This is a genomic window from Streptomyces sp. WZ-12 (genome assembly GCF_028898845.1).
GTDB lineage: Bacteria > Actinomycetota > Actinomycetes > Streptomycetales > Streptomycetaceae > Streptomyces.
The window spans coordinates 8,055,201-8,080,101 of the sequence record NZ_CP118574.1 but is presented as its reverse complement, the minus strand read 5'-3'; the positions used below and the strand labels follow the sequence as shown (position 1 = coordinate 8,080,101).

24 protein-coding genes and 1 tRNA gene are annotated in these 24,901 nt (G+C 71.3%); 18 read left to right on the top strand and 7 right to left on the bottom strand.

Translation table 11 applies throughout. The annotated features are described in order from the left end of the window. Window positions 1-150: 150 nt before the first annotated feature. The 11 genes from PV796_RS35430 (at window position 151) to PV796_RS35380 (ending at window position 13,888) form a co-directional block, all read left to right on the top strand. A complete protein-coding gene (locus PV796_RS35430) occupies window positions 151-1,068 on the top strand; it encodes an acyltransferase domain-containing protein (RefSeq protein WP_274917840.1) in 918 nt (305 codons plus the stop codon). After that, on the top strand, window positions 1,040-2,905 hold the full coding sequence (locus PV796_RS35425; protein WP_274917839.1) for an acyl-CoA dehydrogenase family protein: 1,866 nt from the start codon (window positions 1,040-1,042) through the stop codon (window positions 2,903-2,905). The genes PV796_RS35430 and PV796_RS35425 overlap by 29 nt, the downstream gene beginning before the upstream one ends. Then, complete coding sequence (locus PV796_RS35420; protein WP_274917838.1) at window positions 2,902-4,011, top strand: 3-oxoacyl-ACP synthase III family protein; 1,110 nt, start codon at window positions 2,902-2,904, stop codon at window positions 4,009-4,011. The genes PV796_RS35425 and PV796_RS35420 overlap by 4 nt, the downstream gene beginning before the upstream one ends. Next, on the top strand, window positions 4,008-4,850 hold the full coding sequence (locus PV796_RS35415; RefSeq protein WP_274917837.1) for an SDR family NAD(P)-dependent oxidoreductase: 843 nt from the start codon (window positions 4,008-4,010) through the stop codon (window positions 4,848-4,850). Before PV796_RS35420 ends, PV796_RS35415 begins: the two co-directional genes overlap by 4 nt. A gap of 25 nt (window positions 4,851-4,875) precedes the next feature. Further along, window positions 4,876-5,979: a beta-ketoacyl-ACP synthase III gene (locus PV796_RS35410; RefSeq protein WP_274917836.1), complete on the top strand. Its 1,104-nt coding sequence runs from the start codon at window positions 4,876-4,878 to the stop codon at window positions 5,977-5,979. Beyond that, window positions 5,952-6,221, top strand: coding sequence for an acyl carrier protein (locus tag PV796_RS35405; RefSeq protein WP_274917835.1), 270 nt, complete (start codon window positions 5,952-5,954; stop codon window positions 6,219-6,221). Before PV796_RS35410 ends, PV796_RS35405 begins: the two co-directional genes overlap by 28 nt. Next, on the top strand, window positions 6,218-7,462 hold the full coding sequence (locus tag PV796_RS35400; RefSeq protein WP_274917834.1) for a beta-ketoacyl-[acyl-carrier-protein] synthase family protein: 1,245 nt from the start codon (window positions 6,218-6,220) through the stop codon (window positions 7,460-7,462). Before PV796_RS35405 ends, PV796_RS35400 begins: the two co-directional genes overlap by 4 nt. Before the next feature lie 123 nt (window positions 7,463-7,585). Continuing rightward, window positions 7,586-8,689: an NAD(P)-dependent alcohol dehydrogenase gene (locus PV796_RS35395; protein WP_274917833.1), complete on the top strand. Its 1,104-nt coding sequence runs from the start codon at window positions 7,586-7,588 to the stop codon at window positions 8,687-8,689. 395 nt (window positions 8,690-9,084) lie between these two features. Further along, window positions 9,085-9,633 (top strand): hypothetical protein, encoded by a 549-nt coding sequence (locus PV796_RS35390; protein WP_274917832.1) that lies wholly within the window; start codon window positions 9,085-9,087, stop codon window positions 9,631-9,633. A gap of 1,051 nt (window positions 9,634-10,684) precedes the next feature. Continuing rightward, window positions 10,685-13,282: a rifamycin-inactivating phosphotransferase gene (gene rph / locus PV796_RS35385; RefSeq protein ID WP_274917831.1), complete on the top strand. Its 2,598-nt coding sequence runs from the start codon at window positions 10,685-10,687 to the stop codon at window positions 13,280-13,282. Between the two features lie 243 nt (window positions 13,283-13,525). Next, on the top strand, window positions 13,526-13,888 hold the full coding sequence (locus PV796_RS35380; RefSeq protein WP_274917830.1) for a hypothetical protein: 363 nt from the start codon (window positions 13,526-13,528) through the stop codon (window positions 13,886-13,888). 248 nt (window positions 13,889-14,136) lie between these two features. Here PV796_RS35380 and PV796_RS35375 read toward each other — a convergent pair whose 3' ends face one another. Continuing rightward, the gene (locus PV796_RS35375) at window positions 14,137-15,105 is read right to left on the bottom strand and encodes an EamA family transporter (protein WP_274917829.1); all 969 of its coding nucleotides are present in this window, start codon (window positions 15,103-15,105) and stop codon (window positions 14,137-14,139) included. 143 nt (window positions 15,106-15,248) lie between these two features. Between PV796_RS35375 and PV796_RS35370 the strand changes: the two genes are divergently transcribed. Next, entirely contained in the window at window positions 15,249-16,154 is a 906-nt protein-coding gene (locus tag PV796_RS35370) for a LysR family transcriptional regulator (RefSeq protein WP_274917828.1), read from the top strand. Here the strand turns inward: PV796_RS35370 and PV796_RS35365 are convergent. Both PV796_RS35365 and PV796_RS35360 read right to left on the bottom strand, forming a co-directional pair. Beyond that, window positions 16,151-16,939, bottom strand: coding sequence for an HAD family hydrolase (locus PV796_RS35365; RefSeq protein ID WP_274917827.1), 789 nt, complete (start codon window positions 16,937-16,939; stop codon window positions 16,151-16,153). The genes PV796_RS35370 and PV796_RS35365 overlap by 4 nt on opposite strands. Before the next feature lie 6 nt (window positions 16,940-16,945). Then, the gene (locus PV796_RS35360) at window positions 16,946-17,701 is read right to left on the bottom strand and encodes a DeoR/GlpR family DNA-binding transcription regulator (protein WP_274917826.1); all 756 of its coding nucleotides are present in this window, start codon (window positions 17,699-17,701) and stop codon (window positions 16,946-16,948) included. A 221-nt stretch (window positions 17,702-17,922) separates the two neighbouring features. Between PV796_RS35360 and PV796_RS35355 the strand changes: the two genes are divergently transcribed. From PV796_RS35355 to PV796_RS35345, 3 genes are all read left to right on the top strand, one after another. Beyond that, window positions 17,923-19,086: an MFS transporter gene (locus PV796_RS35355; RefSeq protein ID WP_446750708.1), complete on the top strand. Its 1,164-nt coding sequence runs from the start codon at window positions 17,923-17,925 to the stop codon at window positions 19,084-19,086. Between the two features lie 172 nt (window positions 19,087-19,258). Next, entirely contained in the window at window positions 19,259-19,963 is a 705-nt protein-coding gene (locus PV796_RS35350; protein WP_274917824.1) for a nucleotidyltransferase domain-containing protein, read from the top strand. Next, on the top strand, window positions 19,960-20,751 hold the full coding sequence (locus tag PV796_RS35345) for a nucleotidyltransferase domain-containing protein (protein ID WP_274917823.1): 792 nt from the start codon (window positions 19,960-19,962) through the stop codon (window positions 20,749-20,751). The genes PV796_RS35350 and PV796_RS35345 overlap by 4 nt, the downstream gene beginning before the upstream one ends. Window positions 20,752-20,827: 76 nt before the next feature. On the opposite strand, the gene PV796_RS35340 is transcribed toward PV796_RS35345, so the two are convergent. Next, the gene (locus PV796_RS35340; RefSeq protein ID WP_274917822.1) at window positions 20,828-21,301 is read right to left on the bottom strand and encodes a hypothetical protein; all 474 of its coding nucleotides are present in this window, start codon (window positions 21,299-21,301) and stop codon (window positions 20,828-20,830) included. A gap of 33 nt (window positions 21,302-21,334) precedes the next feature. Here PV796_RS35340 and PV796_RS35335 point away from each other — a divergent pair, with 33 nt between their 5' ends. Further along, window positions 21,335-21,694 carry a hypothetical protein gene (locus tag PV796_RS35335; RefSeq protein ID WP_274917821.1) on the top strand — a complete coding sequence of 120 codons (360 nt, stop codon included), beginning with the start codon at window positions 21,335-21,337 and terminating at the stop codon, window positions 21,692-21,694. A gap of 74 nt (window positions 21,695-21,768) precedes the next feature. Here PV796_RS35335 and PV796_RS35330 read toward each other — a convergent pair whose 3' ends face one another. Next, entirely contained in the window at window positions 21,769-21,909 is a 141-nt protein-coding gene (locus PV796_RS35330) for a hypothetical protein (protein WP_274917820.1), read from the bottom strand. Window positions 21,910-22,211: 302 nt separating this feature from the next. Then, window positions 22,212-22,745 carry a GNAT family N-acetyltransferase gene (locus PV796_RS35325; protein WP_274917819.1) on the bottom strand — a complete coding sequence of 178 codons (534 nt, stop codon included), beginning with the start codon at window positions 22,743-22,745 and terminating at the stop codon, window positions 22,212-22,214. Between the two features lie 186 nt (window positions 22,746-22,931). On the opposite strand from PV796_RS35325, the gene PV796_RS35320 reads away from it, so the two are divergent. Then, window positions 22,932-23,561 (top strand): class I SAM-dependent methyltransferase, encoded by a 630-nt coding sequence (locus tag PV796_RS35320; protein ID WP_274919358.1) that lies wholly within the window; start codon window positions 22,932-22,934, stop codon window positions 23,559-23,561. Window positions 23,562-23,826: 265 nt separating this feature from the next. Next, the gene (locus tag PV796_RS35315) at window positions 23,827-24,459 is read left to right on the top strand and encodes a class I SAM-dependent methyltransferase (RefSeq protein ID WP_274917818.1); all 633 of its coding nucleotides are present in this window, start codon (window positions 23,827-23,829) and stop codon (window positions 24,457-24,459) included. A 181-nt stretch (window positions 24,460-24,640) separates the two neighbouring features. Here PV796_RS35315 and PV796_RS35310 read toward each other — a convergent pair. Next, window positions 24,641-24,714: transfer RNA gene (locus PV796_RS35310), tRNA-Met, on the bottom strand. Between the last annotated feature and the right edge of the window lie 187 nt (window positions 24,715-24,901).

Below are 24,901 nucleotides of genomic sequence, written 5' to 3'. Positions count from 1 at the left end.
GCTCGGGGAAAACGCGAATCGGCTGCGCTCAGGATCGTCCATGTCTTTCCCGGGCAGGGCGACTTCGCGGTCAGCCCGCTCATCCGGGCACTGCGCGCCCACCCGGCCGTCCGACATACCGTGCGCGAGGTATTCGAGGAATCCGAGGAAGTGGCTCGGGAATTCGGCATCGCGCCGATGGCCAAGGCATTGCTGAGCGATGCGCCGCCCAGTGGCCGCGACCTCGCGGCCGGACCGGTGGGCACCCCCCAACTGGCCCTGTTCTGCTCCTCGATGGCCGTGCACCGGGCGCTGTGCGTCGCCGGACTGGCGCCGGACGAGGTGCTGGGGGTGAGCTTCGGGGAGATCGCCGCCCTCACCGCGGCCGGCGTGTTCGAGGTCGCCGAGGGTGCCCGCATCGCCTGCCTTTTGGCCCACCAACTGGCCCGCTGCCCCGGCGGGTTGACCCTGCTGGCCACCGGCGAGGCCGGCGCGGCGGCCCTCCTGCGCCGCACCGGCTCCCCGGAGTTGGCCCTGGCCTGCATCAACGGGCCCGACGAGACCATCGTCAGCGGCCCCCTGCCACGACTGCGCGCCCTGGAGGAACACGCCAAGCGGCAGGACGTCCCGGCCGCCCGCCTGCGGCTGCCCTTCTCCTCCCACCACCCGTCCCTCACCGGCCCCGCGGACGCCTTCGCCGCAGCGATCGGCCCCATCGACGGCCGCCCGGCCCGCGTTCCCGTCCGCTCCGCCGTCCGCGGCGGCCTCTACCGGCCCGGCGACGACGTCCATCGGGGCCTGGCCGACTGCCTGATCCGCCCCATGCGACTGCCACCGGTGCTGCGCCAGGTGACCGCCGGCGGCGACCGCGCCCTGTTCTTCGAGGCGGGCACCGGCCGCGCGCTGACCCGCAGCATCCGGGAGGTCCTGCCGCCGGAGGCGGCCGGCGCCCATGCACCGCTCGCCGACCCCGACTTCCCCTGGCCCGGCCCCGACGAGCCCACCCCCCGCCCGCCACACGCCGCCCTCGCCACCCGCACCGCCCTCTGGAGCCAGCACGATGACCACGCGCACGCAACCGCTCGATGAGCTCGGCGAGATCGTCAACGGCTCCCGCCCCTACACCCTGCGCAGCCGCCTGCTGACCGTCCTGGCCGCCGACCGCGCCGCGCCCCCGGACCCCACCGAGGACCGGGCCCACCGCATGCATCGACAACTGCGCCTGCTCGCCAGGAACCTCCCACCGGCGGGCGAACTGTTCCGCGATCCGGAGCAACTCGCCGTACTCAGCGAATGCGTGGCCCTCGTCGACCCGCCCCTCTACATGGCCGTCCTCAACCACTACGCGCTCTGCCTGGGCTCCATGGCGACCCTCGCCGAGGACCCGACACGGATCGGCCGCCCCTGGCAGGCGCTGACCACCGGCCGCACCAAGGGCGTCTTCCTGGTCACCGAGATCGGGGACGCCAGCAGTCACCTGGGCACCCGCACCGTCGCCCGACTCGACCCCGACACACGGGAGTTCGTGCTCGACACGCCGGTGCCGGGCGCGGCCAAGTTCTCCAGCGTCGGCGGGGCCGGAGGGCCACAGACCGCCGTGGTGTGCGCCCGTGTCCTGGTCGACGACACCGACCACGGGGTGTTCTCGTTCGTGGTCGAACTCACCGACAATGCAGGCCCGTTGCCGGGTGTGGAGATCTCGCGCCGCATCGAGGCGCCGTCGCTGCCGCTGGACTACGCGCTGGTGCGGTTCCAGGGCGTGCGGGTGCCGCACCGCCAGTGGCTGTCCGACCAGGCGCACGTCGACGCGGACGGCGTCCTGCACGACCCGCTCGGCGACCGCGACGCCCGGCTCCAGCGGACCCTGTCCGTCGGCCAACTCCTGTGGGCCACCCTGCCGTCGGCGGTCGCCGCCATGACCCGCCAGAGCGCCGTCCAGGCACTCCGCTTCTCCGCCCACCGCCGCGCGCACGGCCGACTGGCCCCCGGCGCCCGCGTGTTGGACCTGCGCAACCAGCAACACGCGCTGCTCGGCGCACTGGCCGAGGCGTTCGCACTGACCTGCGCCGGCCGGACCGCACGGGAGATCTGGGCCCGCTCACGGACCGCCCACCACACCCCGCCACCCGCCCCGGACGGCATGACGTTCTCCCCCTGGACCGCCGTGGACCGCCCGCTGGCGGTACTCAAGGCGGCCACGGTACGGCGCGCCGCGCAGGTCGCCGCCGAGTGCCAACACCGCTGCGGGCTCGCCGGGTTCCTGCACCCCAACCTCCTCGACGGCTATCACGGCTTCGCGCACGCCTTCGACACCGCCGGCGGCGACGGCCAACTGATCCTGCTGGACGCCGGCCGAGCACTCGCCCAGGCCGGCGGCGGGGCCGGCGGCGGGGCCGGCGGCACGGTGCCGCGCGCCGAGGCCACCCCTGACCACCCGGGCTGGTGGCCGGCGGTCGCCCGGGCCCACGAACAGCGACTGCGGGACACCCTCCGGCGCACCCTCCAACGCCGCACCCGGGCCGGCCGGACCGGACTCGACCTATGGAACCCCCTCCTGGACGCCGCCCACGAACTCGGCGCCGCCTACGGCGCCCGGCTGATCGCGGACGCGGTCGCCGCCGCCGTCGAGGCCGTCCACGACCCCGAACTACGCGCCATACTGCATCCGTTGGCCGCGCTCCACGGCGCCGTCGAGGCCCGCCGCGCCGCCGGCAGCCTGCTCGCCGCCGGCACCCTCTCCCCCGCCACCGCGCGCGCACTCCCCACCGTGATCGACGGCCTGTGCGACCGGCTACTGCCCCATCTCCCGTTGCTGTGCGGGGCGATGGGCGCGCCGCCCGGCGCGGTCCCGGCCCCCTTGGGCGCCGACGACTACGCCACGGCCCTGTACGACTCCCTCGACCGGTCACCGGAAAGGCCGTCATGAGCCCGCACTCCTCCCCCGCCCCGCGCATCGGCATCCTCGGCATGGGCACCTACCTCCCGCACACCACCCGCTCCAACGACGACATCGCGGCCGCAGCCGGCGTCACCCCCGAATGGATCGCCCAGCGCACCGGCGTGCACACCCGACACGTCGCCGGCCCCGACGAGGCCGCATCCGACCTGGCCGCGGCCGCCGTGCGCGCCGCGGTGGCCGCCGCCGGCATCGACATCGAACAACTCGACGTGCTGATCGCCGCCACCTCCACCCCCGACGAGCTCGGCCCCTCCACCGCCTGCCGCGTCCAGGCCCTGACCGGCGCCCGGCACGCGGTCGCCCTCGACGTCAGCGCGGCCTGCGCCGGTTGGCTGTTCGCCGCCCGGGTCGCGCACGACTGGCTGCGCGGCCAGGGTGGCGCCCGCTACGCGGCGGTGGTCGGCGTCGAGGCGTACTCCAAGTTCCTCGACCCCACCGACCGGGGCACCGCGGTGCTCTTCGCCGACGGAGCGGCCGCCGCGGTACTGGGCCCCGTCCCCGGCGACGCCGGCTTCACCGACTTCCGGCTCGGCTCCGACGGCACCGGCGCCCACCACGTTCTGATCCCGGCCGGCGGCAGCCGCATCCCGGCCAGCCCGGCCACCCTCGGCGCGCGCCAACACCACGTCCACATGGACGGCCGCGCGGTACGGGACTTCATCGTCGACGTCTTCCCCCGCCTGGTCCGCGAGAGCCTGGCCGGCAACGCCCTGCAACTGACCGACATCGACGCCTACATCACCCACCAGCCCAACCCGGTCCTGCTGCGCGACCTGGGCGAGCGCATCGGCATCCCCCCGGGCCGCCTGGTCATCGTCGGCGACGAGGTCGGCAACATCGGCGCCGCCAGCGCCCCCTACGCCCTGGCCGGCGCGGCCTCCCGAGGACTGCTGCCGCGCGGCGGCCGGATCCTCCTGGCCGTCTTCGGCGCCGGCGTCACCTGGGGCAGCGCCCTGCTGACCTGGACCGGCGCGCCGGTCATCCGCATCGCCCCCACCCGCACCACCCAGACAGCCACCTCCCCAGTCAAGCACCTCGTCAACGCCCCGGCCCTGCAAAGGAGTTCCTCATGACCACAACACCCGACCCGTTCCGGCTCGACGGCGCCCGCGCCCTGGTCACCGGCGCCTCCCGCGGCATCGGCAAGGCCACCGCCGTCGCCCTGGCCCGGGCCGGCGCCGACCTCGCACTGTCCGCCCGCACCTCAACGGCGCTGAAGGAGACCGCCGCCCTGGTGGAGGACGCCGGGCGCACCGCGGCCCTCGTCCCCGGCGACCTCGCCGAACCGGGCGCCGCCGAGGAGGTGGTGGACGAGGCGGCCACCGCACTCGACGGGCTCGACGTCATCGTCCACAACGCCGGCGTGCTGCCCTCCCAAGAGGACGGCACCCCCACCCTGGTCCCCCTCCAGGACTCCCAACAGGCCGACTGGGACCACGTGATCGCGGTCAACCTCAACGCCACCGCGGCGCTCTGCCGGCGCGCCCACCGCCACCTCACGGCCTCCTCCCGCGCCAGCGTGGTGCTGATGTCCTCGCTGGCCGGTGTCGCCGGCACCCCGCGGATGGAGGCGTACGGCGCGTCCAAGGCGGCACAGATCGCCCTCGCCCGCAGCCTGGCGGTCGGCTGGGCGCGCCAGGGCATCCGCGTCAACGCGCTCTGCCCCGGCTGGACCCGCACCGACATGACGGCCTTCGCCTACTCCCTGGCACCGCTGTCGGACTGGCTCACGGCACACGTCCCGTTGGGCCGCTGGGCGGAACCCGAAGAGATCGCCCGCGCCGCCCTGTTCCTGGCCTCCCCCGCCGCCTCCTACCTCACCGGACAGGCCCTCGTCCTCGACGGCGGGGTGTCGGTGCCGGACGGCGGACTGGCCGGCACCCCCAAACCGCCCTCCCCCTTCACCGCCTGACCGCCCCCGAATCGAGGAACCCACCATGACAAGGGTGAGCCCCACCGCCGTGCTCGACGGCATGGGCAGTTGCCTGCCACCGCGGGTGCTGACCAACGACGACGTCCGGCGCCGCGGCGTACTGGAGACCACCGACGAGTGGATCCGCACCCGCACCGGCATCGCCCGGCGCCGGGAGGCCGAGGAGGACACCAGCACCGGCGACCTGGCGGTCGCCGCGGGCCGGGCCGCGCAGCAATCCGCCGGCGCCCGCGCCGACTTGGTGCTGCTCGCCACCACCACCCCGGACCGGCGCTGCCCGGCCACCGCACCGGAGGTCGCCCAACGGCTGGGCCTGGGCACCGTTCCCGCCTTCGACCTGTCCGCGGTCTGCTCCGGCTTCCTCTACGGCCTCGCCGTCGCCACCGCGCTGATCCGCACCGGCCTCTGCACCCGACCGCTGGTGATCGGCGCCGAGACCTACTCCCGGATCATCGACCCACTGGACCGGGACACCGCGGTGATCTTCGGCGACGGCGCCGGCGCGGTACTGCTGCGCGCCGGCGACCGCGGCGAGCCGGGCGCCATCGCCGCCACCGACTGGGGCTCCGACGGCACCGGCAGCGACCTCATCGCGATCGCCGCCGGCGGCTCCCGACAACCCGACCCGGCACACCGACAGAGCCGCGAGGAGCACTACTTCCGGATGCGCGGCCGCGAGGTGTACAGCCAGGCGGTGCGCCGGATGACCGCCTCCTCCAACGCCGTGCTGGCAAAGACCGGTTGGCAGCCCGCCACCATCGGGGCGTTCATCGGCCACCAGGCCAACCAACGGATCCTCGACTCGGTCGCCGACCGGATCGGCATCCCGCCCAACCACCGCTACGGCAACCTCCGCGAGGTCGGCAACACCGCCGCCGCATCCATCCCACTGGCCCTCGCCGACGCGGCCGCCCACCGGCGCATCCGCCCCGGCACCCCCACCCTCCTGACCGCCTTCGGCGGCGGCCTCACCTGGGCGTCCGCCGCCCTGACCTGGCCCTCCGCCCGCCCCTTCGCCCACCCGCCGGAGCCCCGCACCCCGCAACCCACCACCCGCCCCACCCACCGGAGGAACCCCTCATGGAACCTGTCTACGACCACCTCGTGACCACCCTCACCGACAAGTTCGAGGTCGACGCCAAGGAAGTCCACCCCGACCGCACCCTCGGCGACCTGGACCTCGACTCCCTCGCCGTCGTCGAGCTCATCGTCACCCTCCAGGAACACTGGGGCATCCCGCTCGACGAGGACGGCGCCACCGCCGAACTCACTCTGGAGCAGCTGACGCAGGCCGTCGCCGCACAACTGCCCGCCGACGGCACCGCCGAGCGGGGAGGAGCCCCGCGGTGAGTGGCCCCGGCGACGACACCGGTCTCGCGGTCACCGGAATCGGCCTGGTCACCCCGGCCGGTTCCGGCACCGCGGCCACCTGGGAAGGCGTCTGCGCCGGCCGGGGCACCGCCACACCGGACCCCGAACTGGCCGGCCTGCCCGTCACGTTCTCCTGCCGCGTCCCGGACTTCGACCCGCGCACCCAAGTGCCGGGCCCCCGGCCCTGGCAACACGACCGCGCCACCCAGTTCGCGCTGGCCGCCGCCCACGAGGCGGTCACCGACGCCGGACTGGACCCCACCACCTGGGACGGCGCCCGGGTCGCGGTGGTCCTGGGCTCCGCGGCCGGCGGCATCGGCACCTACGAACGGCAGCTCCACAAGCTCGCCGACACCGGCCCCCGGGCCGTCTCCCCCCTGACCCTGCCCGCGTTCCTCCCCAACATGGCCGCCGGGCAGTTGGCCATCGCCCTCGGGGCCCGCGGCCCGGTCCTGCACACCGCGACCGCCTGCGCCTCCGGCGCCACCGCCCTGGCCCTGGCCGCGCTGCTGCTGTCCTCCCACTCCTGCGACATCGCGGTGGCCGGCGGCGCCGACGCCATGATCACCCCGCTCTGCGCCACCGCCTTCGCCCGCATGGGCGCCCTCTCCCGCCGCCATGACGCCCCCGCCCACGCCTCCCGCCCCTTCGACGCCGACCGGGACGGCTTCGTGCTCGGCGAGGGCGCGGGCATCCTCGTCCTGGAACGCGCCACCGACGCCACCGCCCGCCACGCCCCCGTCCAGGCGCACCTCGCCGGCCACGGCATCTCCGCCGACGCCCACCACCCGGTCGCCCCCGACCCCGAAGGCCGGGGCCTGCTACTGGCCACTCAGGAAGCGCTCCGAGCCGCCGGCGCCACCCCGTCGGAAATCGACCACATCAACGCCCACGGCACCAGCACCCCCCTCAACGACCGCACCGAAGCGGCCCTCCTGGACCGCCAGTTCGGCACCACCACCCCCTCAGTCACCTCAACCAAGGGCGTTCTCGGTCACACCATGGGCGCCGCCGGCGCGATCGAAGCCGCCCTCACCGCGCTCACCCTCAAACACCAACTCGTCCCACCCACCGCCAACTTCCACCACCCCGACCCCGACGCCCCCACCCTCAACCTGGTCACCGACCACGCCCGCCCCCAACCCCTCAGCCTCGCCCTCAGCAACTCCCTCGGCTTCGGCGGCCACACCACCGTCCTCGCCTTCCGCCCCGCTGGCTGAGAGGACAACCCATCCCCGGCACCACACCCACCGGTTGAGTAGGCTCACCCCACCAACACCACCCGCCGCCGCGGCCGCAGGGACGGCCAACACCACCGACCACACAGGAATACAACCACCCCCATGCGCATCCAAGCAGCCGTCGTAGAAACCCCCGGCGGGCCCTTCACCCTCCGCGACGACCTCGTGATCGACGCACCCCGACCCGACGAGGTCCTGGTCAAGATCACGGCGGCCGGCATCTGCCACACCGACCTGAGCACCCGCCAGAAGTGGCCGGCACAGCTCAGTCCCATGGTCTTCGGCCACGAGGGAGCCGGCGTGGTGACGGCCGTGGGCGACCAGGTCACCACCGTCCGCCCCGGCGACACCGTATGCCTGAGCTACCGCAGTTGCAGGACCTGCCGCCAGTGCGCAGCGGGCCACCCCGCCTACTGCGAGACAGGCATCTTCGCACTCAACGCCACCGGCACCCGCCCCGACGGCACCACCCCACTCTCCCGAGCTGGGGACGGAAGCCCCGTCTACGGCAACTTCTTCGGCCAGTCCTCCTTCGCCACCCACGCCCTGGCGCACCTCAGCAACGTCGTCAAGGTCCCCGCGGACCTCCCGCCCGCGCTGGCCGCACCACTCGGCTGCGGCGTACAGACCGGCGCCGGGACCGTCCTCAACGTCCTGCGCCCGCCCCGCGGTTCGTCCCTCGCCGTCTTCGGCGCCGGCAGCGTAGGACTCAGCGCCGTGATGACCGCCGCCGCCGAGGGTTGCCGCGTCATCGCCGTCGACCCGCTCCCGGCCCGCCGCGCCACGGCCCTCAAGCTCGGCGCGACGACGGCACTCGCCCCCGACACCGTCGCCGACGTCGCCGCCGCGATCCGCCAACACACCGACGGTGGCGCCCACTTCGCCCTCGACACCACCGGCCGCCCCGACGTGATCACCCAGGCCATCGGCGCCCTCACCCAACGCGGCACACTGGCCCTGGTCGGCGTCGGTGGCCGCGCGGAGTTCGACATCATGACCGTCCTGACCAAGGGCATCCGCATCCGCGGCGTCATCGAAGGAGACGCGGCACCCGCCGACTTCATCCCCCAGCTCATCACCCGCTACCGCGAGGGCCTCCTCCCCCTCGACGAGATCATCACCGAATTTCCCTTCCACGACATCGAACGCGCCGCCCAGGCAGCAACCACCGGCGAGGTCATCAAGCCGGTACTCCGCCTCCCCTGAGCCCGAGCGCCCGCCCCTCCCTCACTTCACCTGAGCAGGTCCCGCAGCCGCGCCGCATCAGTAGGTGTCCAACGGGACTTCGGGCCGCTCCCGCCTCGTTACGGTTTCGAAATCCCTTGCCGCACAACCGTGATGAGCCACATCACAGCGTTAGTCGGCGATCCACCCATTTGCCCACTTAGGCATGGCACTGACCAGTTGCGCGGAGCGCGCCAGCTCCCTACGTTCGTGTCGGCTCGACCGACCACCGAGCCGCAGACCGCACCTCCTGGCACACGCCCGGGGTGTGACGACAAGGGGGCTCAGTGCCATCAAACGACGGCCGCGCCTTACTGAACCGGCGCCGATGCCACCACAGGACGCCCCTCCGATCGACACGCATCAAGGACTGATCCATGCCAGGCCGCAGTTCCCTGAACCATCCGGAGAAAAGGCTCTACCTCGCTGGCGTCGCCCTGATGGTTCTCTTCGTCATCCTGGCGTTTGACTGGCTGTTCGCCGTCGTCACGGCCGTCCTTCTGGCGTGCATGTTCCTCGTCGTGAACGCGGCCGGGCGGGGCTTCTCCGCCCTGCATGCACGGCAGAGGCGCACCGGATGGTTGATGCTCGCCCTCGTCACCGCGCCGGTATCGCTCCTGGCCCTGCCCGTCTCCTACTTCGTCGGGCTTTTCTCCGGCGGCTTGGACGTGGCGGAGTCCTGCCGGCTCATCCATCACGAAGACTACGACGCCGCCTACCGATCGGAGCACGCGGCGGAAATGGATCGCTGGTTCCCGCTGCACAACAAGTGCAACTCGGACTTCGATCTCGTTCCCACCTGGGTGAACCCGGCCCTTGTATTCTTCGCCGCCCTCCTGGCAGCCAGCATCATCACGCCCATCGTCGCCGCCGTCTCACATCTCAGAGCGACAAGAGGAAGGAAGAGCGGGCAAGCGCCCGCCTGAACGGAGGCCGGGGCCACATGCCGGAGCCGGTCCGCGGAGCGGCTGTTTCCCGAGCTGAATCCCGTTACGAGCCCCATGGAGCCCTGTTGGGCCGGGACTGCGTTCAGCAGCCGTCCGCCTGCGCCGCCTTCGGCAGGAAGTTTTGTGGCCTCGTCGAAGTCCTCGCACTTTCCGGCCTGATACAACGCTACCCGCGCTGAATGTTGGGCCGCCGAGACGCCGTTGGCGTATTCCCGGCCCGCTTCGTGCTGGGCCTCGTTGATAGCGTCCCGTTTGATGCTTTCGGTGACGCTTTCCTGGATGCCCTCCAGGCCCCAACCCACCACCTCGCTCACCCCGGGAGTCTTGATCGCGCCGGCGGCCATCCCAAGGCCCCGGCGAGGGCACGGGCGTTCATCGATGCCCTCGCCATGAATGGGCTCGGGCGATCCACTCCACGAGGGTCTGGGGCTACGACAGACCGCGCGGGGCGTGACCGAAATGACCGCCACGAAGGGGAAGTTGATGGTCCCGCGAGCCTGAATGCCAAGAAACGCGCAGGAACGGAAACGGCTGGGCGCGGCTCCCGTTTCGGGCCGGGCCACTGCCGCGTGCGCCTACGCGGCGGCGCGCCACCGCTGCACACGGAACTCGTCAGCCACAGCGGTCAGCAAAAAGAAAGGGCAAGGAGACACCTCTCCCTGCCACTCTCAACATATAGCGCACTGGGGGGCTTGCGGCAAGGCCCTGGGGGTGCCGCACAATCGTCGGCCTAGACCACAACCTGCGGAAATGAGGGGCGCATCGTGCGTGTGTTGTTGCCGACGGACGAAAGACGCGGCGACTCCGGTCAATTGGTCGCGCCGGCGGTGTGGCCGCGGGCATTCGGGGCGGGAATGCCGATGTGCGCTCCGGCAAACCGCGCCGAGCGGGCGACCGACTCGTCAGAGGAAGAGGGGCAGGGGACACGGACGTGGCCGGCAGCAGGTTCGGCGGAGACGGTCGCGCGGTTGGTTCGATCAACCACGGCCAGTGCGGTGCAGCGGAACAAGACTGCCTGGGAGGCGTCGCAGTGAACGAGCAGTACGTGTGGGACCTTCGGGAGATCGACGAGTCGCAGGGCGCGGTCGTCGGTGGCAAGGGTGCCCACTTGGGGGCGCTGTCGCGGATCGCGGGCATCGGCGTACCGGCCGGCTTCTGTGTGACGACGGACGCCTTCCGGCGGACCCTGGCGCAGGCGCCGTCGATCAACGATCGACTTGATCAACTGTCGTGCCTGGGCCCGGACGACGGGGAGGCGATCCGCACTCTCAGCGCGGAGATCCGAAGGATCATCGAGGGAATCGCCATTCCGGGCGATCTCGTATCGGCGATCACCGGCGCGCTCGCCCGGCTCGACGACCAGGCCGCCTACGCCGTCCGCTCCAGCGCCACGGCGGAGGACCTGCCGACGGCCTCCTTCGCCGGCCAGCAGGACACGTACCTGAACGTCGTGGGGCCGACCGCGATCCTCCACCACATCAGCCGGTGTTGGGCCTCGCTCTTCACCGAGCGGGCCGTGATCTACCGCCAGCGGAACGGCATCGACCACCGTGCGGTCCAGATGGCCGTGGTCGTGCAGCGGATGGTCCTCCCCGATGCGGCCGGCATCCTGTTCACGGCCGATCCCGTCACGGGCAACCGGAAGGTCGCCACCGTGGACGCCAGCTTCGGCCTCGGCGAGGCCCTGGTCTCCGGCCTGGTGAACCCGGACGTCTTCACGGTGCGGAACGGCGAAGTCGTCGCCAAGGCAATCGCCGCCAAACAGCGCGCCGTTCACGCCCTGCCGACCGGCGGTACCCGGGAAGTGGCGATCGACGCACAGCGGCAGGAGCAGCCGGCGCTGTCGGATGCCCAGGTCGTGCGGCTCGTGCAGCTCGGGCGCCGGATCGAAGCGCACTTCGGCCGCCCGCAGGACATCGAATGGTGCCTGGTCGACGGCGGCTTCCAGATCGTGCAGAGCCGACCGATCACCACGCTGTTCCCCCTCCCCGACTCCGATGACCAGGAGAATCACGTCTACGTCTCCGTCGGTCATCAGCAGATGATGACCGACCCCATGAAGCCGCTGGGGCTCTCCATGTGGCGGCTGACGGCCATGGTGCCGATGCACGAGGCCGGCGGAAGGCTGTTCGTCGACGCCACCCGGCGCCTGGCCTCGCCCACGAGCCGCGCCAGCCTCCTGGACCTCATGGGCAGGGGCGATCCGCTGGTCAGAGATGCTCTGGAGACCGTCCTCGACCGCGAGGACTTCGTCCCGTCGCTCCCGGACGCGGAGCCGGGCAGGCCGGTGGCCGGCGGTGCGTCCGCCCCGATCGAGACCGATCCGGCCATCGTCACCGGGCTGATCGAGCGGAGCCAGGCATCCATCGCCGCCCTGGAGCGCGACATCCGGACGAAGACCGGACCCGCCCTGTTCGACTTCCTGTTGGAAGCCTTCGAGGAGCACAAGCGGGTCCTCAGTGACCCGCTGAACCTTCAGGTGATCATGGCGGGGATGGAGGCCACGTGGTGGCTCAACGACAACCTGTGGGAGTGGCTGGGCGAGAAGCACGCGGCGGACACGCTCACGCTGTCCGCCCCCGGCAACGTCACGTCGGAGATGGGACTGGCCCTGCTCGACGTCGCGGACGCGATCCGACCGCACCCGGAGGTCGTTGCGTTCCTGCAAGGCGTCGAGGACGACGGCTTCCTGGCGGACCTGGCGAAGCTCACGGGCGGGGCCGAAGCGCGCGACGCCATCGAGGGCTACCTCAACCGGTACGGCATGCGCTGCGTCGGCGAGATCGACATCACGAGGCCGCGTTGGCGCGAACGCCCCACGACGCTCGTGCCCGTGATCCTCGACAACGTCCGGAACTTCGAGCCCGGCGCCGCCGAACGGCGTTTCGAGGAAGGCCGGCAGGCAGCGCTCAAGAAGGAACAGGACGTGCTGTCGCGCTTGCGGACCCTGCCTGACGGGGACCAAAAGGCCGATCAGGCGAAGCGGATGATCGACCGGGTCCGCACCTTCATCGGGTACCGGGAGTACCCCAAGTACGACATCATCAGCCGCTACTTCGTCTACAAACAAGCCCTGTTGGCGGAGGCCGAGCGCCTCGTCCGGGCAGGCGTGCTACCCGAGAAGGAGGACGTCTTCTACCTCACGTTCCAGGAACTCCACGACGTGGTGCGCTCGCACGCGGTGGACGACCGGCTCATCCAGCAGCGCAAGGAAGCGTTCCGGTCGTTCCAGGCACTCACACCGCCCCGGGTGCTGACATCGGACGGCGAGGCCGTCACCGGGGCGTACCGGCGCGACGACGTGCCGGCCGGTGCTCTGGTCGGCCTACCGGTTTCCGCCGGGACCATCGAGGGGCGGGCCCGGGTCATCCTTGACGTGGCGGAGGCCGATATCGAAGCGGGCGACATCCTGGTCACGACCTTCACGGACCCCAGTTGGTCACCGCTGTTCGTCGGAATCGCGGGCCTGGTCACGGAGGTTGGCGGCCTGATGACCCACGGCGCGGTGATCGCCCGGGAGTACGGCTTGCCGGCCGTCGTGGGCGTGGACCAGGCCACCCGGCTGATCCGGGACGGACAGCGCATCCGTGTCCACGGAACCGAGGGGTACATCGAGATCCTGCCCTGACCGACCACAGGGGCAGACGGATGCGCAGGGAACGGTGGCCCGCCGAACAGGCCGTCGTGGGCGGTGCGGAGTTGCCGCACCGCGGAAATCCCACCAGTGACAACCGAGCGGCGAGGCGCCTGTTGACGGCGTTGGGAAGGAGGACGAGGGCGCCGCCGCCACGACGACCACTATGCGAGAATCAGCACGTTTTCGCCATCAAGATCGTTGACCGCGATCATGTGAGACGTGCAGGGGGACACGATGAGCGGCAGCAACGCGCCGATCCACGGACATCAGCAGGCGGACCAGGAAGGCGAGGCGGTCCGCCGGCTCGCGGCCGGCAACGTGCGGATCGACAAACGCGACCTTCCCGGCGGCATGCGTGCGGAGGGTTACCTGCTCGGCATCTGTGCCGCGCTGGGATTCCTGCTGTCTGGCATCGGCATCAAGTCGATCGCCTCTCCCGCCAACCACTGGGCCATCGGCCCCTTCATGCTCATCCCCGGACTCCCGCTGTTCATCGGAGCCGTGCTGTGGGGCAAGAACTTCCGGCGCCGCGCCCTCACCTACGTCCTCAACCGGCAGAATTTTGGCGGGACTTCCGCGGCTCAGCAGGAGAAGTAGCTGCGTCGCCGCACGGGCCGGGACGGCTTTCCGGCTGAGCGACTGCCAGTGCGGCGGCGAGGCGGTCTTCGGCTACCCGCCCAAGGCCGCACCCCCCACCTCCCCGGGAAACCCATCATCGGCCCAGCCCTCCAGTACCTTCTGTTGCCGTTCGGCGGGGTGCGAGTGCCGGAAGTCCGTGGTGGTGCCATGGGGGCGGCCGGTGAAGCCGTCGGGGCGTGGGCAGTTCAGGTCCTCCGGCCCGCCCCTCAGGGCGTTTCCGCGGCGCACGACCGCGGGGCGGGCGCATCGGCCGCGACGGGTTCGTCCGGTGTGCGGGCGCCGGTGCGGGTGGCGCCCGCACCGGCGATGACCACGAAGAGCACCCCGGCCGCGGGCACCGGGCCCGGTGTCTGGCCGAGCACCAACAGACCGATCAGCAGCGCGATGGCGGGTTCCAGGCTCATCAGTGTGCCGAAGGCGGCGGTGGTCAGGCGGCGCAGCGCGAGGAATTCCAGGACGAACGGCAGGACCGGGCTCACCAGAGCCAGCACCAACATGATCCCGACCGGCTGCCACGTCAGATGCCCCCACAGACTGGGCGCGGCGATCAACGTGCCGAGCAGACCCGCGACCGGCATCGAGACGGCCAGGCCGCTGAGCCCGGTGACGCGGTCGCCGACGCCCTGGGTCAGCAGGATGTAGCCGGCCCAGCAGCCCGCGGCGGCCAGTGCGCAGACCAGTCCCACCGCGTCCACGCCGCCGTGCCAGGGCTCGGTCAGCAGCAGCACGCCGAGCGCGGCCAGTCCCGCCCACAGTTTGCGTCCGCCGCCCGGCCCGAACAGCGACACGGCCAGCGGGCCGAGGAACTCCAGCGCGCTCGCGGTGCCCAGCGGCAGACGCGCCACGGCGAGCATGAAGAAGAGCATCATGCCGGCGCTGGCCCCGCCGAGCACGGCGCAGGCGAGCAGGTCCCGCCGGGTGAAGTCGCGCAGCCTGGGACGTATCAGGACCAGCAGAAGCAGCCCGCCACACGCCAGCCGCAGTCCCGCCGTACCGAGCGCGCCGAGCTGCCCGAAGAGCGGGACGGCCAGGGCCAGCCCCAGTTGGACGGAGGTCATGGAGGCGACCGCCATCAGGAAACCGGTCTCGGCACCGCCGAGGCGCCGTCGGCCGACGGCGGTACGGAGACGGGACGGGGCGCGGCCCTCGGGGCCCTTGAACTCGAACGCAGGCATGGGAGTCAGTAGATGCCCTGGTCACCGTTCGCGTCCACGTGCCGATCATGGACGTTCCGTTCGGCCATCCTGAACGATGTCCTGAACGATCGAGCAACCATGTCCTGAACAACGGGGGCAACGATGTCCTGAACAATGGAGCAATGGAAACGCGTCGACTGCATCTGCTGGTGGAGCTCTCCCGGCTGGGCTCGATGCGCGCGGTCGCCGAGGCCACCGGCACCACGACCTCCACCGTCTCCCAGCAGCTCGCCGTGCTCGCACGAGAGATGGGCACCGCCCTGATCGAACCGCACGGCCGCAAGGTCCGCCTCACCCCCGCCGGCCGCCGCCTGGCCGAGCACGCCGTGACCATCCTCGGCGCCGTCGAGGCCGCCCACCTCGACCTCGCCCCCGGCGCGGAACCCAACGGCACCCTGCGCATCGCCGGCTTCGCCAGCGCCATCCGCGCCCACCTGCTGCCCCTGGCCGCCGAACTGGCCACCAGCCACCCGCGGTTGCACCTCCTCATCCGCGAGCACGAGCCGGCCGAGGCCCTGGAACTGCTGGCCGCGGACGAGACGGACCTGGCGCTCACCTACGACTACAACCTCGCGCCGGCCACCCTCGACCCAGCGGTCCGCGCCACCGCGCTGTGGACCGCCCCTTGGGGCCTGGGCGTCCCCGACCATGCCTCCGAGGCCACCGCCGACGCCGGGACGACGGCCGAGGTCTTCGCCCGCTTCGCCACCCACGACTGGATCGTGAACTCCCGCAACACCGCCGACGACGCCGCCATCCGCACGCTCGCCTCCATGGCCGGCTTCACCCCGCGCATCACCCACCGGGCCGACAACCTCGACCTCGTCCAGGGCATGATCACCGCGGGCCTCGGCGTGAGCCTGCTACCGGCCGACATCGCCACCGTCCCCGGCGTCCGCCTCGTCCCGTTGACCGCCCCCGAGGTGGTACTGCGCGCCCACGCGGTGGCCCGCCACGGGCGGTTGAACTGGCCGCCGCTGGCACTGCTGATCGAGCTTCTCAGCGAGCGGTCCGGGAGGGCGGGCTAGGTGTTCCGTCTGGGGATGTTGCGGACAGGTGAGCCAGGTCTCGGCTGACGGATCTCCGGTAAGCCAGGCACCTCGGACGGGCCTTCGCCAGCCCGGGCGTCCCAGTCAACTGACGACCGCGCACCGGGCGTCCCGATCCGCCTGCCCAACAGTCCCCCGCAGCCCCCTTCCGCCCCGCCGCCTCCCACGTACGTGCCGAGCCGATCCCGCAGCCGCTCCGGAGTGGTGAAGAGATGGCCGTGCATCCCGACCGCTTCGGCGGCCCGGACGTTCTCCTCGCGGTCGTCGACGAACAGGATGCGCTCCGGCGACACGGACAGGGCGCGCCGGCACCAGTCGTAGGCGGCCGCTTCGGGCTTGGCGCGGCCGATCCGGCAGGAGAAGGCGCGCACCTCGAAGCGGTCAAGCCAGGCATGGTGGCTCTCGTAGTAACGTGCCAGCTCCTCGGGGATGTTGGACAGCAACCCGAGCCGCCGCCCGCCCGCCGCCAACTCCGCAACCAGGCCCACCATGGTGTCGTCCACGGCGCTCCAACTGCTGACATCGGCGGCGATCAGCTCGGCGACCCGCCGCTCGTCGAAGCGGGTGCCGAGGCGGTCGGCGACCCGCCGCCAGTAGCCGGGTCCGTCGACGTCACCACGGTCGTAGGGGGCCCGCAACGCCCAGTAAGCGTCCCGGAATTCCGAGCCGGACACGCCGGCCAACCGCACCAACTCCCGCCGCCCCGCCCCCGATTGGTGACAGGCGAGCACGCCGAAGAGGTCGAAGAGAACGATGCCCGGCACCACCGCTCACACCGTCCGCACGGTCACGCCGGCCGCGGCCAGTCGCTCCGTCCGGTCGTCCGGGACGGCATCGGTGACGACGGCGTGCAGGGCGTCAACCGGCGCGACATGAGCGAGGGCAGTACGGGACAACTTGCCGGCTTCCGCCACCGCGATCACGCGGCGGGCGCAGCCGATCGCGGTACGCTTGACGGCGGCGTCGTCCAAGTCGTAAGCGGTCAGGCCGTGTTCAGCGGTGAGCCCGCAGCAGCCGAGGACGGCGGTGTCGAAGCGCAGGGCGGTCAGCGAGGCTTCGGTCAACGGGCCGGTCAGCGCCAACTCCCCCGGGCGCGGCCGCCCGCCCGGCACCAGCAGGGTGAGCTGCGGGCCGCCGGTCAGGGCGTTGACCGCGTGCAGCGACAGCGGCATGACCGTCAGCCGGCGAGGGACCAACGCCCGAGCCACCTCCAGGCAGGTGGTCCCGCTGTCAAGGACGACCGACTCACCGTCCGCGATCAGCCCGGCGACCTCGGCGGCGATCCGCCGCTTGGCCTCCAATCCCTCCTGCGCGCGCAGCGCGAACGGCGGTTCCTCCCCGCGCAGCAGCAGGCTCCTGGCCCCGCCGCGGTAGCGCTCAAGGACGCCCTGCGCGGCCAACGCCTCCAAGTCACGGCGAATGGTCATCTCCGAGGCGCCGGTCAACTCGGCGAGCTCCGCGACGCCGACACTCCCCGCATCGCGTACGGCCTCGGTGATCTGCCTCAGTCTCGCTGTTCCAGACATGCCCACATTGAACATCCAGCATGTTCGCAACGCAACTTCCGCACATGAATTATGTTCGCTATGTTCATTTCATGGACTCTCAGGCACAACCGGAGACACGGCCGGGATCGAGGCCAGGACCGGGGACGGGCGCAGGAGGTTCGCGACCGGGCGCACCGCCACGTCGGCTGCGGGCCGCACGGGCGACCACCTTCGCCTACTTCGCCCTCAACGGCTTCCTGATGGGAATGTGGATCGTCCACATCCCCAGCATCGAGCAGCGGGTGGGCATCGACCACGCCGTGCTCGGCTGGCTCCTGTTGCTGCTCGGCGCGGGCGCCTTCGTCGGCATGCAGCTCGTCGGGCCGCTCGCCGACCGCTTCGGCGCCCGCACCGTCGTACCGCTCGGCGCGGCACTGTGCAGCGTGACCCTGGTCCTGCCCGGACTGGCCGCCCACGCCTGGACGTTGGGGGCGGCGCTGCTCCTCCTCGGACTCGGCAACGGCTGTCTGGACGTCGGCATGAACGCCCATGCCGTCCAGGTCGAGCGCGGCTACCGACGACCGGTCATGTCCGCGTTCCACGCCACCTACTCCATCGGCGGCGTGCTCGCCTCGCTGGTCGGCGCGCGCACGCTCACCCTGGACTGGAGCCCGGCGGCGACGCTCACCTCCGTGGCGGCACTGGGCCTACTCGTCACCGCCCTGGCCGCACCGGCACTGCTCCCGGCGACCGCCCCAGGCACCAGCCCACAGGCCGACTCTCCCGTCAACTCGCTGCGCAAGGCGCCGAGTTCCACGCCCTCAGACGCCACCGCCCCCACCCCACACCCCCGACGAACCACTCCACGCCACATCTGGATCCTGGCCACCCTCGCCCTGCTGATCATGCTGTGCGAGGGCGTCGCCAACGACTGGAGTGTGCTCCACCTCCGCACGGTCCTGGACGCGCCCGCGGCCACCGCCGCCCTCGCCTACGGGGCGTTCGCCACCGCCATGACCCTCGGACGCCTGTTGGCGGACCGGGTCGCCGCCCGCGTCGGCCCGGTGGCCGTGCTCCGCTACGGCGCCGGCACGGCCGCCGCCGGCCTGACCGTGGCGGCCCTCTCTCCCTGGGTCCCGTTGGCCCTGACCGGCTGGGCGGTGTTCGGCGCCGGACTGTCCGGCTGCGTCCCCCAACTCTTCAGCGCCGCGGGCCACTTCGACCCCGACAACGCCGGCGCCAACGTCTCCCGGGTCGCCGGACTCGGCTACCTCGGCATGCTGGCCGGCCCCGCCGTCATCGGCCCACTCACCCACGCCGTACCGCTCAACCTCACCCTCTTCCTGCCCGTCGCACTCTGCCTGGTCGCCGCAACCACGTCCGGGATCCTGCACCCCCGACCCACTACGACGCCCCACGCCTGACCGCTGACGACTGGTCACGCACGGCACTCCGCGCCTCGAAATGTGCCACGCCCGGCCCGACCGGGCCGCCGGCCCGCCCCCGGTCCCTGACTCGTGACCGAGCACCGAGCACCGAGCACCGAGCACCGAGAAATCCTTTGGCTCATCGCGGCATTCTTACGAAAATAGCCGCATGCCAGCGTCGCGGCAGTACTTGGTGGAGCAGCACACGATCCTGTCGGTGGTGGTCGGTTCGCGCGCGTTCGGGCTTGCCACGGCGGCCTCGGACGTCGATCGCCGCGGTGTGTACGTCGCGCCCACCGCCGACTTCTGGCGCATGGTCAAACCGCCCACCCACGTGGAAGGCCCGCTGCCCGAGCAGTTCGCTTGGGAGGTGGAGCGGTTCTGCGAGCTCGCCCTCGCCAACAATCCCAACGTCCTCGAAGTCCTGCACAGCCCACTCGTCGAACAGCACACCGCACTCGGCGCCGAACTACGGCACCTCGCCCCCGCGTTCCTCTCCCGCAAGGCATACACCACCTTCGCGCGGTACGCCAACGCCCAGTTCGTCAAGGCGGAGAACCGCCGGGAACGCGGGAGCGAGCCGCGCTGGAAGCACCTCATGCACATGCTCCGCCTGATGATCAGCGGTGCCTCACTGTTGGAGAGCGGCACCATGCACATCGACACGGGCCCGTACCGCGAACGCCTGTTGGCCGTACGCCGCGGCGAAGTGCCCTGGGACGAGGTCTGCGCCTGGCGCGACAGGCTGTCCGCACGCCTGGACCAGACACTGGCTGCGAGCCCGCTCCCCGAACTCCCCGACACCACCCGCGTGGAGGACTGGCTGATCTCGGTCCGCCGTCGCTCCCTGACCAACGAAGGCAGCCCCGCATGACCACGCACACCGTCAGCGGCCTACCGGACCTGACACACGTCGTCGCCGAACAGCGGCACCCCCTGCTGTTCGCCACGGTCTCGGGCGCCCACCTCTACGGCTTCCCGTCCCGCGACTCGGACGTCGACCTGCGCGGCGTCCACGTGCTGCCCCTGCGCGACGTCCTGGGGCTGACGCCCGCGCCGGAGACCCGGTCCCGCATGTGGGACGCGGACGGCCTGGAGATGGACCTGGTCACCCACGACCTGGCCAAGTTCGCCAGGCTCCTGCTCCGCCCCAACGGCTATGTCCTGGAGCAACTCCTCTCCCCACTAGTGGTGCACACGACACCCGAGCACACCGCCCTCGTCGGCCTCGCCCCGCGCCTCCTGACGGTGCATCACACCCGCCACTACCGCGGCTTCGCGACGAAGCAGTGGCGCCTCTTCGAGAAGACCGGCGAACTCAAGCCGCTGCTCTACACGTTCCGCGTCCTGCTCACGGGCATTCATCTGATGCGCGCCCACGAAGTCCAGGCAGACCTGCCGACGCTGCTGGACACCGTGCGGGCACCGAACTACGTCGGAGACCTCGTCACGGCAAAAGCCGCGGCCGAACACGGACGCCTCTCCACGCTCGACGGTGCCCCCACCCACGAGCGCATCACGACCGATGTCGATGCCCTCCACGCGACGCTGGACGAGGCCGAGCGGTCAACCACGCTACCGACGGCGACGGATGCCGCCGCCGACATGAACGAGCTGGTAATCCAGACACGACTGCGAACGCAGCCAACCTCAGCTGTGTGAAGAGCAAGCGACCGCCAACCTCGACGGCCCGTGGCACTGGGCGCTACCCCGGCGCAGGACGCCGGCGGTGTCGCCCTCAATCGCGGTTGCCGGGGTTCAGCAACGCAGCGGCCGCGGCGACGAAGGCCACGGAGGCTTCCTTGGCCGCATGCCGCCGGGCGTCCAGCTCGGCGCGATCGGTGGCCTTGCGCAGCGCGTACGTGGCATCTGCGGCCTGCTGGGCGGGGCCGGCCAGCTCGGGGAGCAGGACCTGGAGGCGGATGTGGGGCGCGGTGATCGCCGCCCGGGTGTCGTGGGACCTCGTCTGCGCCTCCAACTGGTGCTCGGTGCCTGCCTCGCTCAGGGCCAGGCGCTCCCGGTGGAAGATCGCCGAGCGGTGCGCGTCCAGGGCAGCCGCGAAGTCAGTGACGGCACCGAGCTGGTCCTGGCGGTGACTCTCGGCGCGCTGCTCGGCGCGTGCGGTGCGCGCCGAACGGTGCTGGAGGAGTCCGGCCACCAGGGCACCGGCGAGGGTTCCGAGTACGGCAACGATCGAGGGCCATATGGACATCGGGTACTGAGTCCTCTCCCATGGTCGAATTCGGTGAGGGGCGGCGGGGCGGCGGACCCGGATGGGGAGTTGGCGTACGCCTGGGCACTCGGCCTGGTGCTGATGGCCCCCCACCTCGACTACGCGATCGCCGACACCGGCAAACCTGAAGCTCTCGCCGCGCTGCGAGCGACCGACGGCACACTACGCGACCGTCCCTGCACGCACGACGAACACCCCTACCTGAACCACGAGGAGGAAGTCGACCTCGACCGCGTGGAGCAGCTCCGCGGAGTGGCGGACCCGACCGCGGAGTGGACGGAGTACCACTCCCGGGAGGGGTGGCTCTGCCCACGGAACATCGCCCGCTTCGCCTGCATCGCCACCGACATCATCGAGCCCGGCTCCGCGTAGGACATCCCAAGACAGCGGCAGGATGCCGGCATGCCCCCGCCAGGGGTTGTCGCCCCGCCATCTTCACCGCGGCATCACTTCTCGTCGCGCAGTTCGGCGGCCGGAGAACGTAGCGGCTCGGCGTCCTCGGTATGGCCAAGGGCCTCGTGTCCGGCAGTGCGGGCCTCGTCAGCGATCCGGCCGGCGTCAGCGAGGAAGGCGAGGGCGTCGACCAAGTCATCGGCGCCTGCTGCTGGGGCTGTGGAGGCGGGCGGTGTTGACCGCGCCGGCCGGCCAGTCGGCGGCCAGCCCTAAGGTTCCCCATGGTTCGGGAGATTTCGGTCAGCGGGCCAGGGATGATCGACGGGGATTGAGACCCAGCTATTCGGCCGCTGCCTGGTCGGCGCAGCGCTTCTCCTCGAACTCGATCCGATCGACCTGAGCCACCCGACCCGCCCCTGGCTGCGCCGCGGCTCCTCGCACTCATCGATGTGCTCGAACAGTGCGAGGTTTGCCTGGGCCCTCGTCGCGAGGCTCCTCACGCCTGGTACTCGGTGAGGTCGATGGTGTGAACGCGCAGCGGGTAGCCGTACTCCGGGTGGACCGTCTCGCGCTCCAGCACCATTCCGAGCTTGCGGATGACGTTCTCGGAAGCGGCGTCACCCGCCCGACTGATGCTGATGACGTGGTCGAGGCCACGGTCCTGGAGCGCGAACTCCAGCGTGGCCTGGGCAGCTTCGGACGCGTATCCCTGGCCCCAGAACTGTGAGCCAAGCCGCCAGCCGATCGCCACGGCGGGCCCTACCTCCGGCAGGAACTCAGGCACGTACAGCCCCGTGAAGCCGGCCAGTTCCCCCGAGGCCAGCAACTCGACGGCGAAGAGCCCGAAGCCCTCCTCGTCCCACTCCTCCTCCCATCGCTCGATGGCCTCGGCAGTGTGGTCCAGGTCGCGCACCGAGCCGTCGTCGATCCAGCGCATGACCCGAGGGTTCGCGTTGATCTCGGCCATGGGCACGAGGTCGTCGTCATGCCATTGACGGAGCAGGAGGCGGGGGGTGTGGATCTCAACCATGGCACCCATCCTGCCGAAGACAGGCGACTCGTCGGAAATCGGCACCCGCCGTGCCGCCGCTCCCGGCCCCAGGACGGCAGGCTTCGCCGGCTCGCCCCGTGGCCATGTGACTGGCCAGTCGCTCCCGGAGCGGCGGTACGGGGGCGGAGAAGCTGCGAACGTGCGCGGATGCTAGCTTCCTTCTCCGTGATGGAGCACCAGGACGAGACCGGGGCGGCCTACGACGGGGTCGTCGAGCTGTATGCGTCGTTGTTCGCGGATCGGCTGGAGACGCAGCCGTTCTCGCGGAACATGATCGGAACCTTCGCCGAGTTGGTGCGTGCGACGGGGAACCTGCGGGCGGTCGATGTCGGGTGCGGGCCCGGGCATCTGACGGCCATGTTGCACGAACTGGGGCTGGAAGCCGCCGGGTTCGACCTCTCTCCGGGCATGGTCGATCACGCCCGGCGCGCCAATCCAGCGCTGCGGTTCGACGAGGCGCGGATGGAGTCCCTGCCGATCGACGACGACACGGTCGGCGGCGTGCTGGCCCACTACTCGATGATCCATACCCCGCCTGGGGAACTGCCCGCGCTGCTCGCCGAGCAGGTGCGTGTCCTGGCACCGGGCGGCCTGCTCTTGGTCCCCTTCTTCGCGACCGACGGGCCGGAGCCGGTCCGCTTCGACCACAAAGTGACGCCCGCCTACAGCTGGCCGGTGGACCAGTTCGCCGAGTTGCTCACAGGCGCCGGCCTCGTCCCGTTCGCCCGGCTGGTCCACGATCCGGCCTCCGAACGCGGCTTCCTCGACGCGCACTTGCTGGCCCGCCTCCCCTGAATCGTGCCTGTGCTCTTTGGGGGCGGATGGGTGGGGCTTGCCCTCTACCCAGTTGGCAGTCTCGCCGGGCAGAAAGCGGCGGCACGAACGCTCGCCGTCCGGATGCTGGCCGGTGAACTGACGCCACGGGAACCGGCGTTGTGGATCCACCAGCGCTTTGGGCACGGCCCACCGTTGTCCGAGCGTCTTCACGGGGTAATCCGAGACCCTTGCGTTGCCCAGTAGAGAAGGTCCGATGTCAGACCCGTCGCCACAGGATCTGCGAGTGACTTCACCCAACACCAACACCAACAGCGACAGCGAGCCGCTGATCGACCCGGCTGCGGAGTCTGTCGCGGTCTACAGCGACCACGCCGACGACTACGCTGCCAACCACGCCCCCAAGATGGCCGATCGGGTCGAGCGGTTCGCCAACTCGCTGCCGACGCCCTCGCAGATCCTGGACGCCGGGTGCGGCCCCGGACGCGACCTCGCGCGATTCGCCGACCACGGTCACAGTGCCCGGGGCGTCGACCTCAACCCGGTGTTCGTCGCGATGGCCAGTGCCCACGCACCGACCTCACAGTGCGACCTACGTGAGGTCGGGTCCCAGTTCCCGGCCGGGACGTTCGACGGGATCTGGGCCTGCGCCTCGCTGGTGCACTTGCGCGAGCCCGAAACCGTGGACGTACTCGGCCAGTTCGCCCGGCTGCTGCGCCCCGGCGGCAAGCTGTACGCGTGCCTCAAGTCCGTCGGCCGCACCGGCTGGCTCGATGAGCCCGACGGGCGCCGCTGGTACACGGTCTGGGACGCCGAGGCGTTCGCCGCTGTCGTTGCCGGTGCCGGGTTCGAGGTCGACCACGTTCGCCAGGGCGCATTTGTCGAGGTATGGGCCACCAGCTTCACCAGCGGCTCATAGTTGGCACCTGCCCCCGAGGGGCCGCACAAGTCCACTCGGTGAGTCGCCAGACTGGCCGCTATCAACGCTTAGTTGATCCTTCGGCTGGAGTTCCCAGACTCCCGCGCCGAAAGGCAAGCTCCCAGACTTTCACACCGAAAAACAGGGAAGGCCCGGCAGACACCGGGCCTTCCCCTCTGAGTAGCGGGGACAGGATTTGAACCTGCGACCTCTGGGTTATGAGCCCAGCGAGCTACCGAGCTGCTCCACCCCGCGACGGCAGGGCCAACTGTACGTCACTTGATCGGATCGGCCGAATCGGCTGTCGGCTGTCGGCTGTCGGCTGTCGGCTGTCGGCTGTCGAACCAGTTTGCCGGTGACGATGCACCGCCGGCCGAGGCCGTGCGCGGGGCGACTGCCCAACCACCTTGCGTCTCCTTCGCTGCTTCACGGCGATTTCATC

Coding starts and splice junctions, on each gene's coding strand:
- PV796_RS35425 (WP_274917839.1), top strand. CDS start 1,040: ATGACCACGCGCACGCAACCGCTCGATGAGCTCGGCGAGATCGTCAAC.
- PV796_RS35420 (WP_274917838.1), top strand. CDS start 2,902: ATGAGCCCGCACTCCTCCCCCGCCCCGCGCATCGGCATCCTCGGCATG.
- PV796_RS35415 (WP_274917837.1), top strand. CDS start 4,008: ATGACCACAACACCCGACCCGTTCCGGCTCGACGGCGCCCGCGCCCTG.
- PV796_RS35410 (WP_274917836.1), top strand. CDS start 4,876: ATGACAAGGGTGAGCCCCACCGCCGTGCTCGACGGCATGGGCAGTTGC.
- PV796_RS35405 (WP_274917835.1), top strand. CDS start 5,952: ATGGAACCTGTCTACGACCACCTCGTGACCACCCTCACCGACAAGTTC.
- PV796_RS35395 (WP_274917833.1), top strand. CDS start 7,586: ATGCGCATCCAAGCAGCCGTCGTAGAAACCCCCGGCGGGCCCTTCACC.
- PV796_RS35390 (WP_274917832.1), top strand. CDS start 9,085: ATGCCAGGCCGCAGTTCCCTGAACCATCCGGAGAAAAGGCTCTACCTC.
- PV796_RS35380 (WP_274917830.1), top strand. CDS start 13,526: ATGAGCGGCAGCAACGCGCCGATCCACGGACATCAGCAGGCGGACCAG.
- PV796_RS35375 (WP_274917829.1), bottom strand. CDS start 15,105: ATGCCTGCGTTCGAGTTCAAGGGCCCCGAGGGCCGCGCCCCGTCCCGT.
- PV796_RS35370 (WP_274917828.1), top strand. CDS start 15,249: ATGGAAACGCGTCGACTGCATCTGCTGGTGGAGCTCTCCCGGCTGGGC.
- PV796_RS35360 (WP_274917826.1), bottom strand. CDS start 17,701: ATGTCTGGAACAGCGAGACTGAGGCAGATCACCGAGGCCGTACGCGAT.
- PV796_RS35355 (WP_446750708.1), top strand. CDS start 17,923: ATGGGAATGTGGATCGTCCACATCCCCAGCATCGAGCAGCGGGTGGGC.
- PV796_RS35350 (WP_274917824.1), top strand. CDS start 19,259: ATGCCAGCGTCGCGGCAGTACTTGGTGGAGCAGCACACGATCCTGTCG.
- PV796_RS35345 (WP_274917823.1), top strand. CDS start 19,960: ATGACCACGCACACCGTCAGCGGCCTACCGGACCTGACACACGTCGTC.
- PV796_RS35340 (WP_274917822.1), bottom strand. CDS start 21,301: ATGTCCATATGGCCCTCGATCGTTGCCGTACTCGGAACCCTCGCCGGT.
- PV796_RS35325 (WP_274917819.1), bottom strand. CDS start 22,745: ATGGTTGAGATCCACACCCCCCGCCTCCTGCTCCGTCAATGGCATGAC.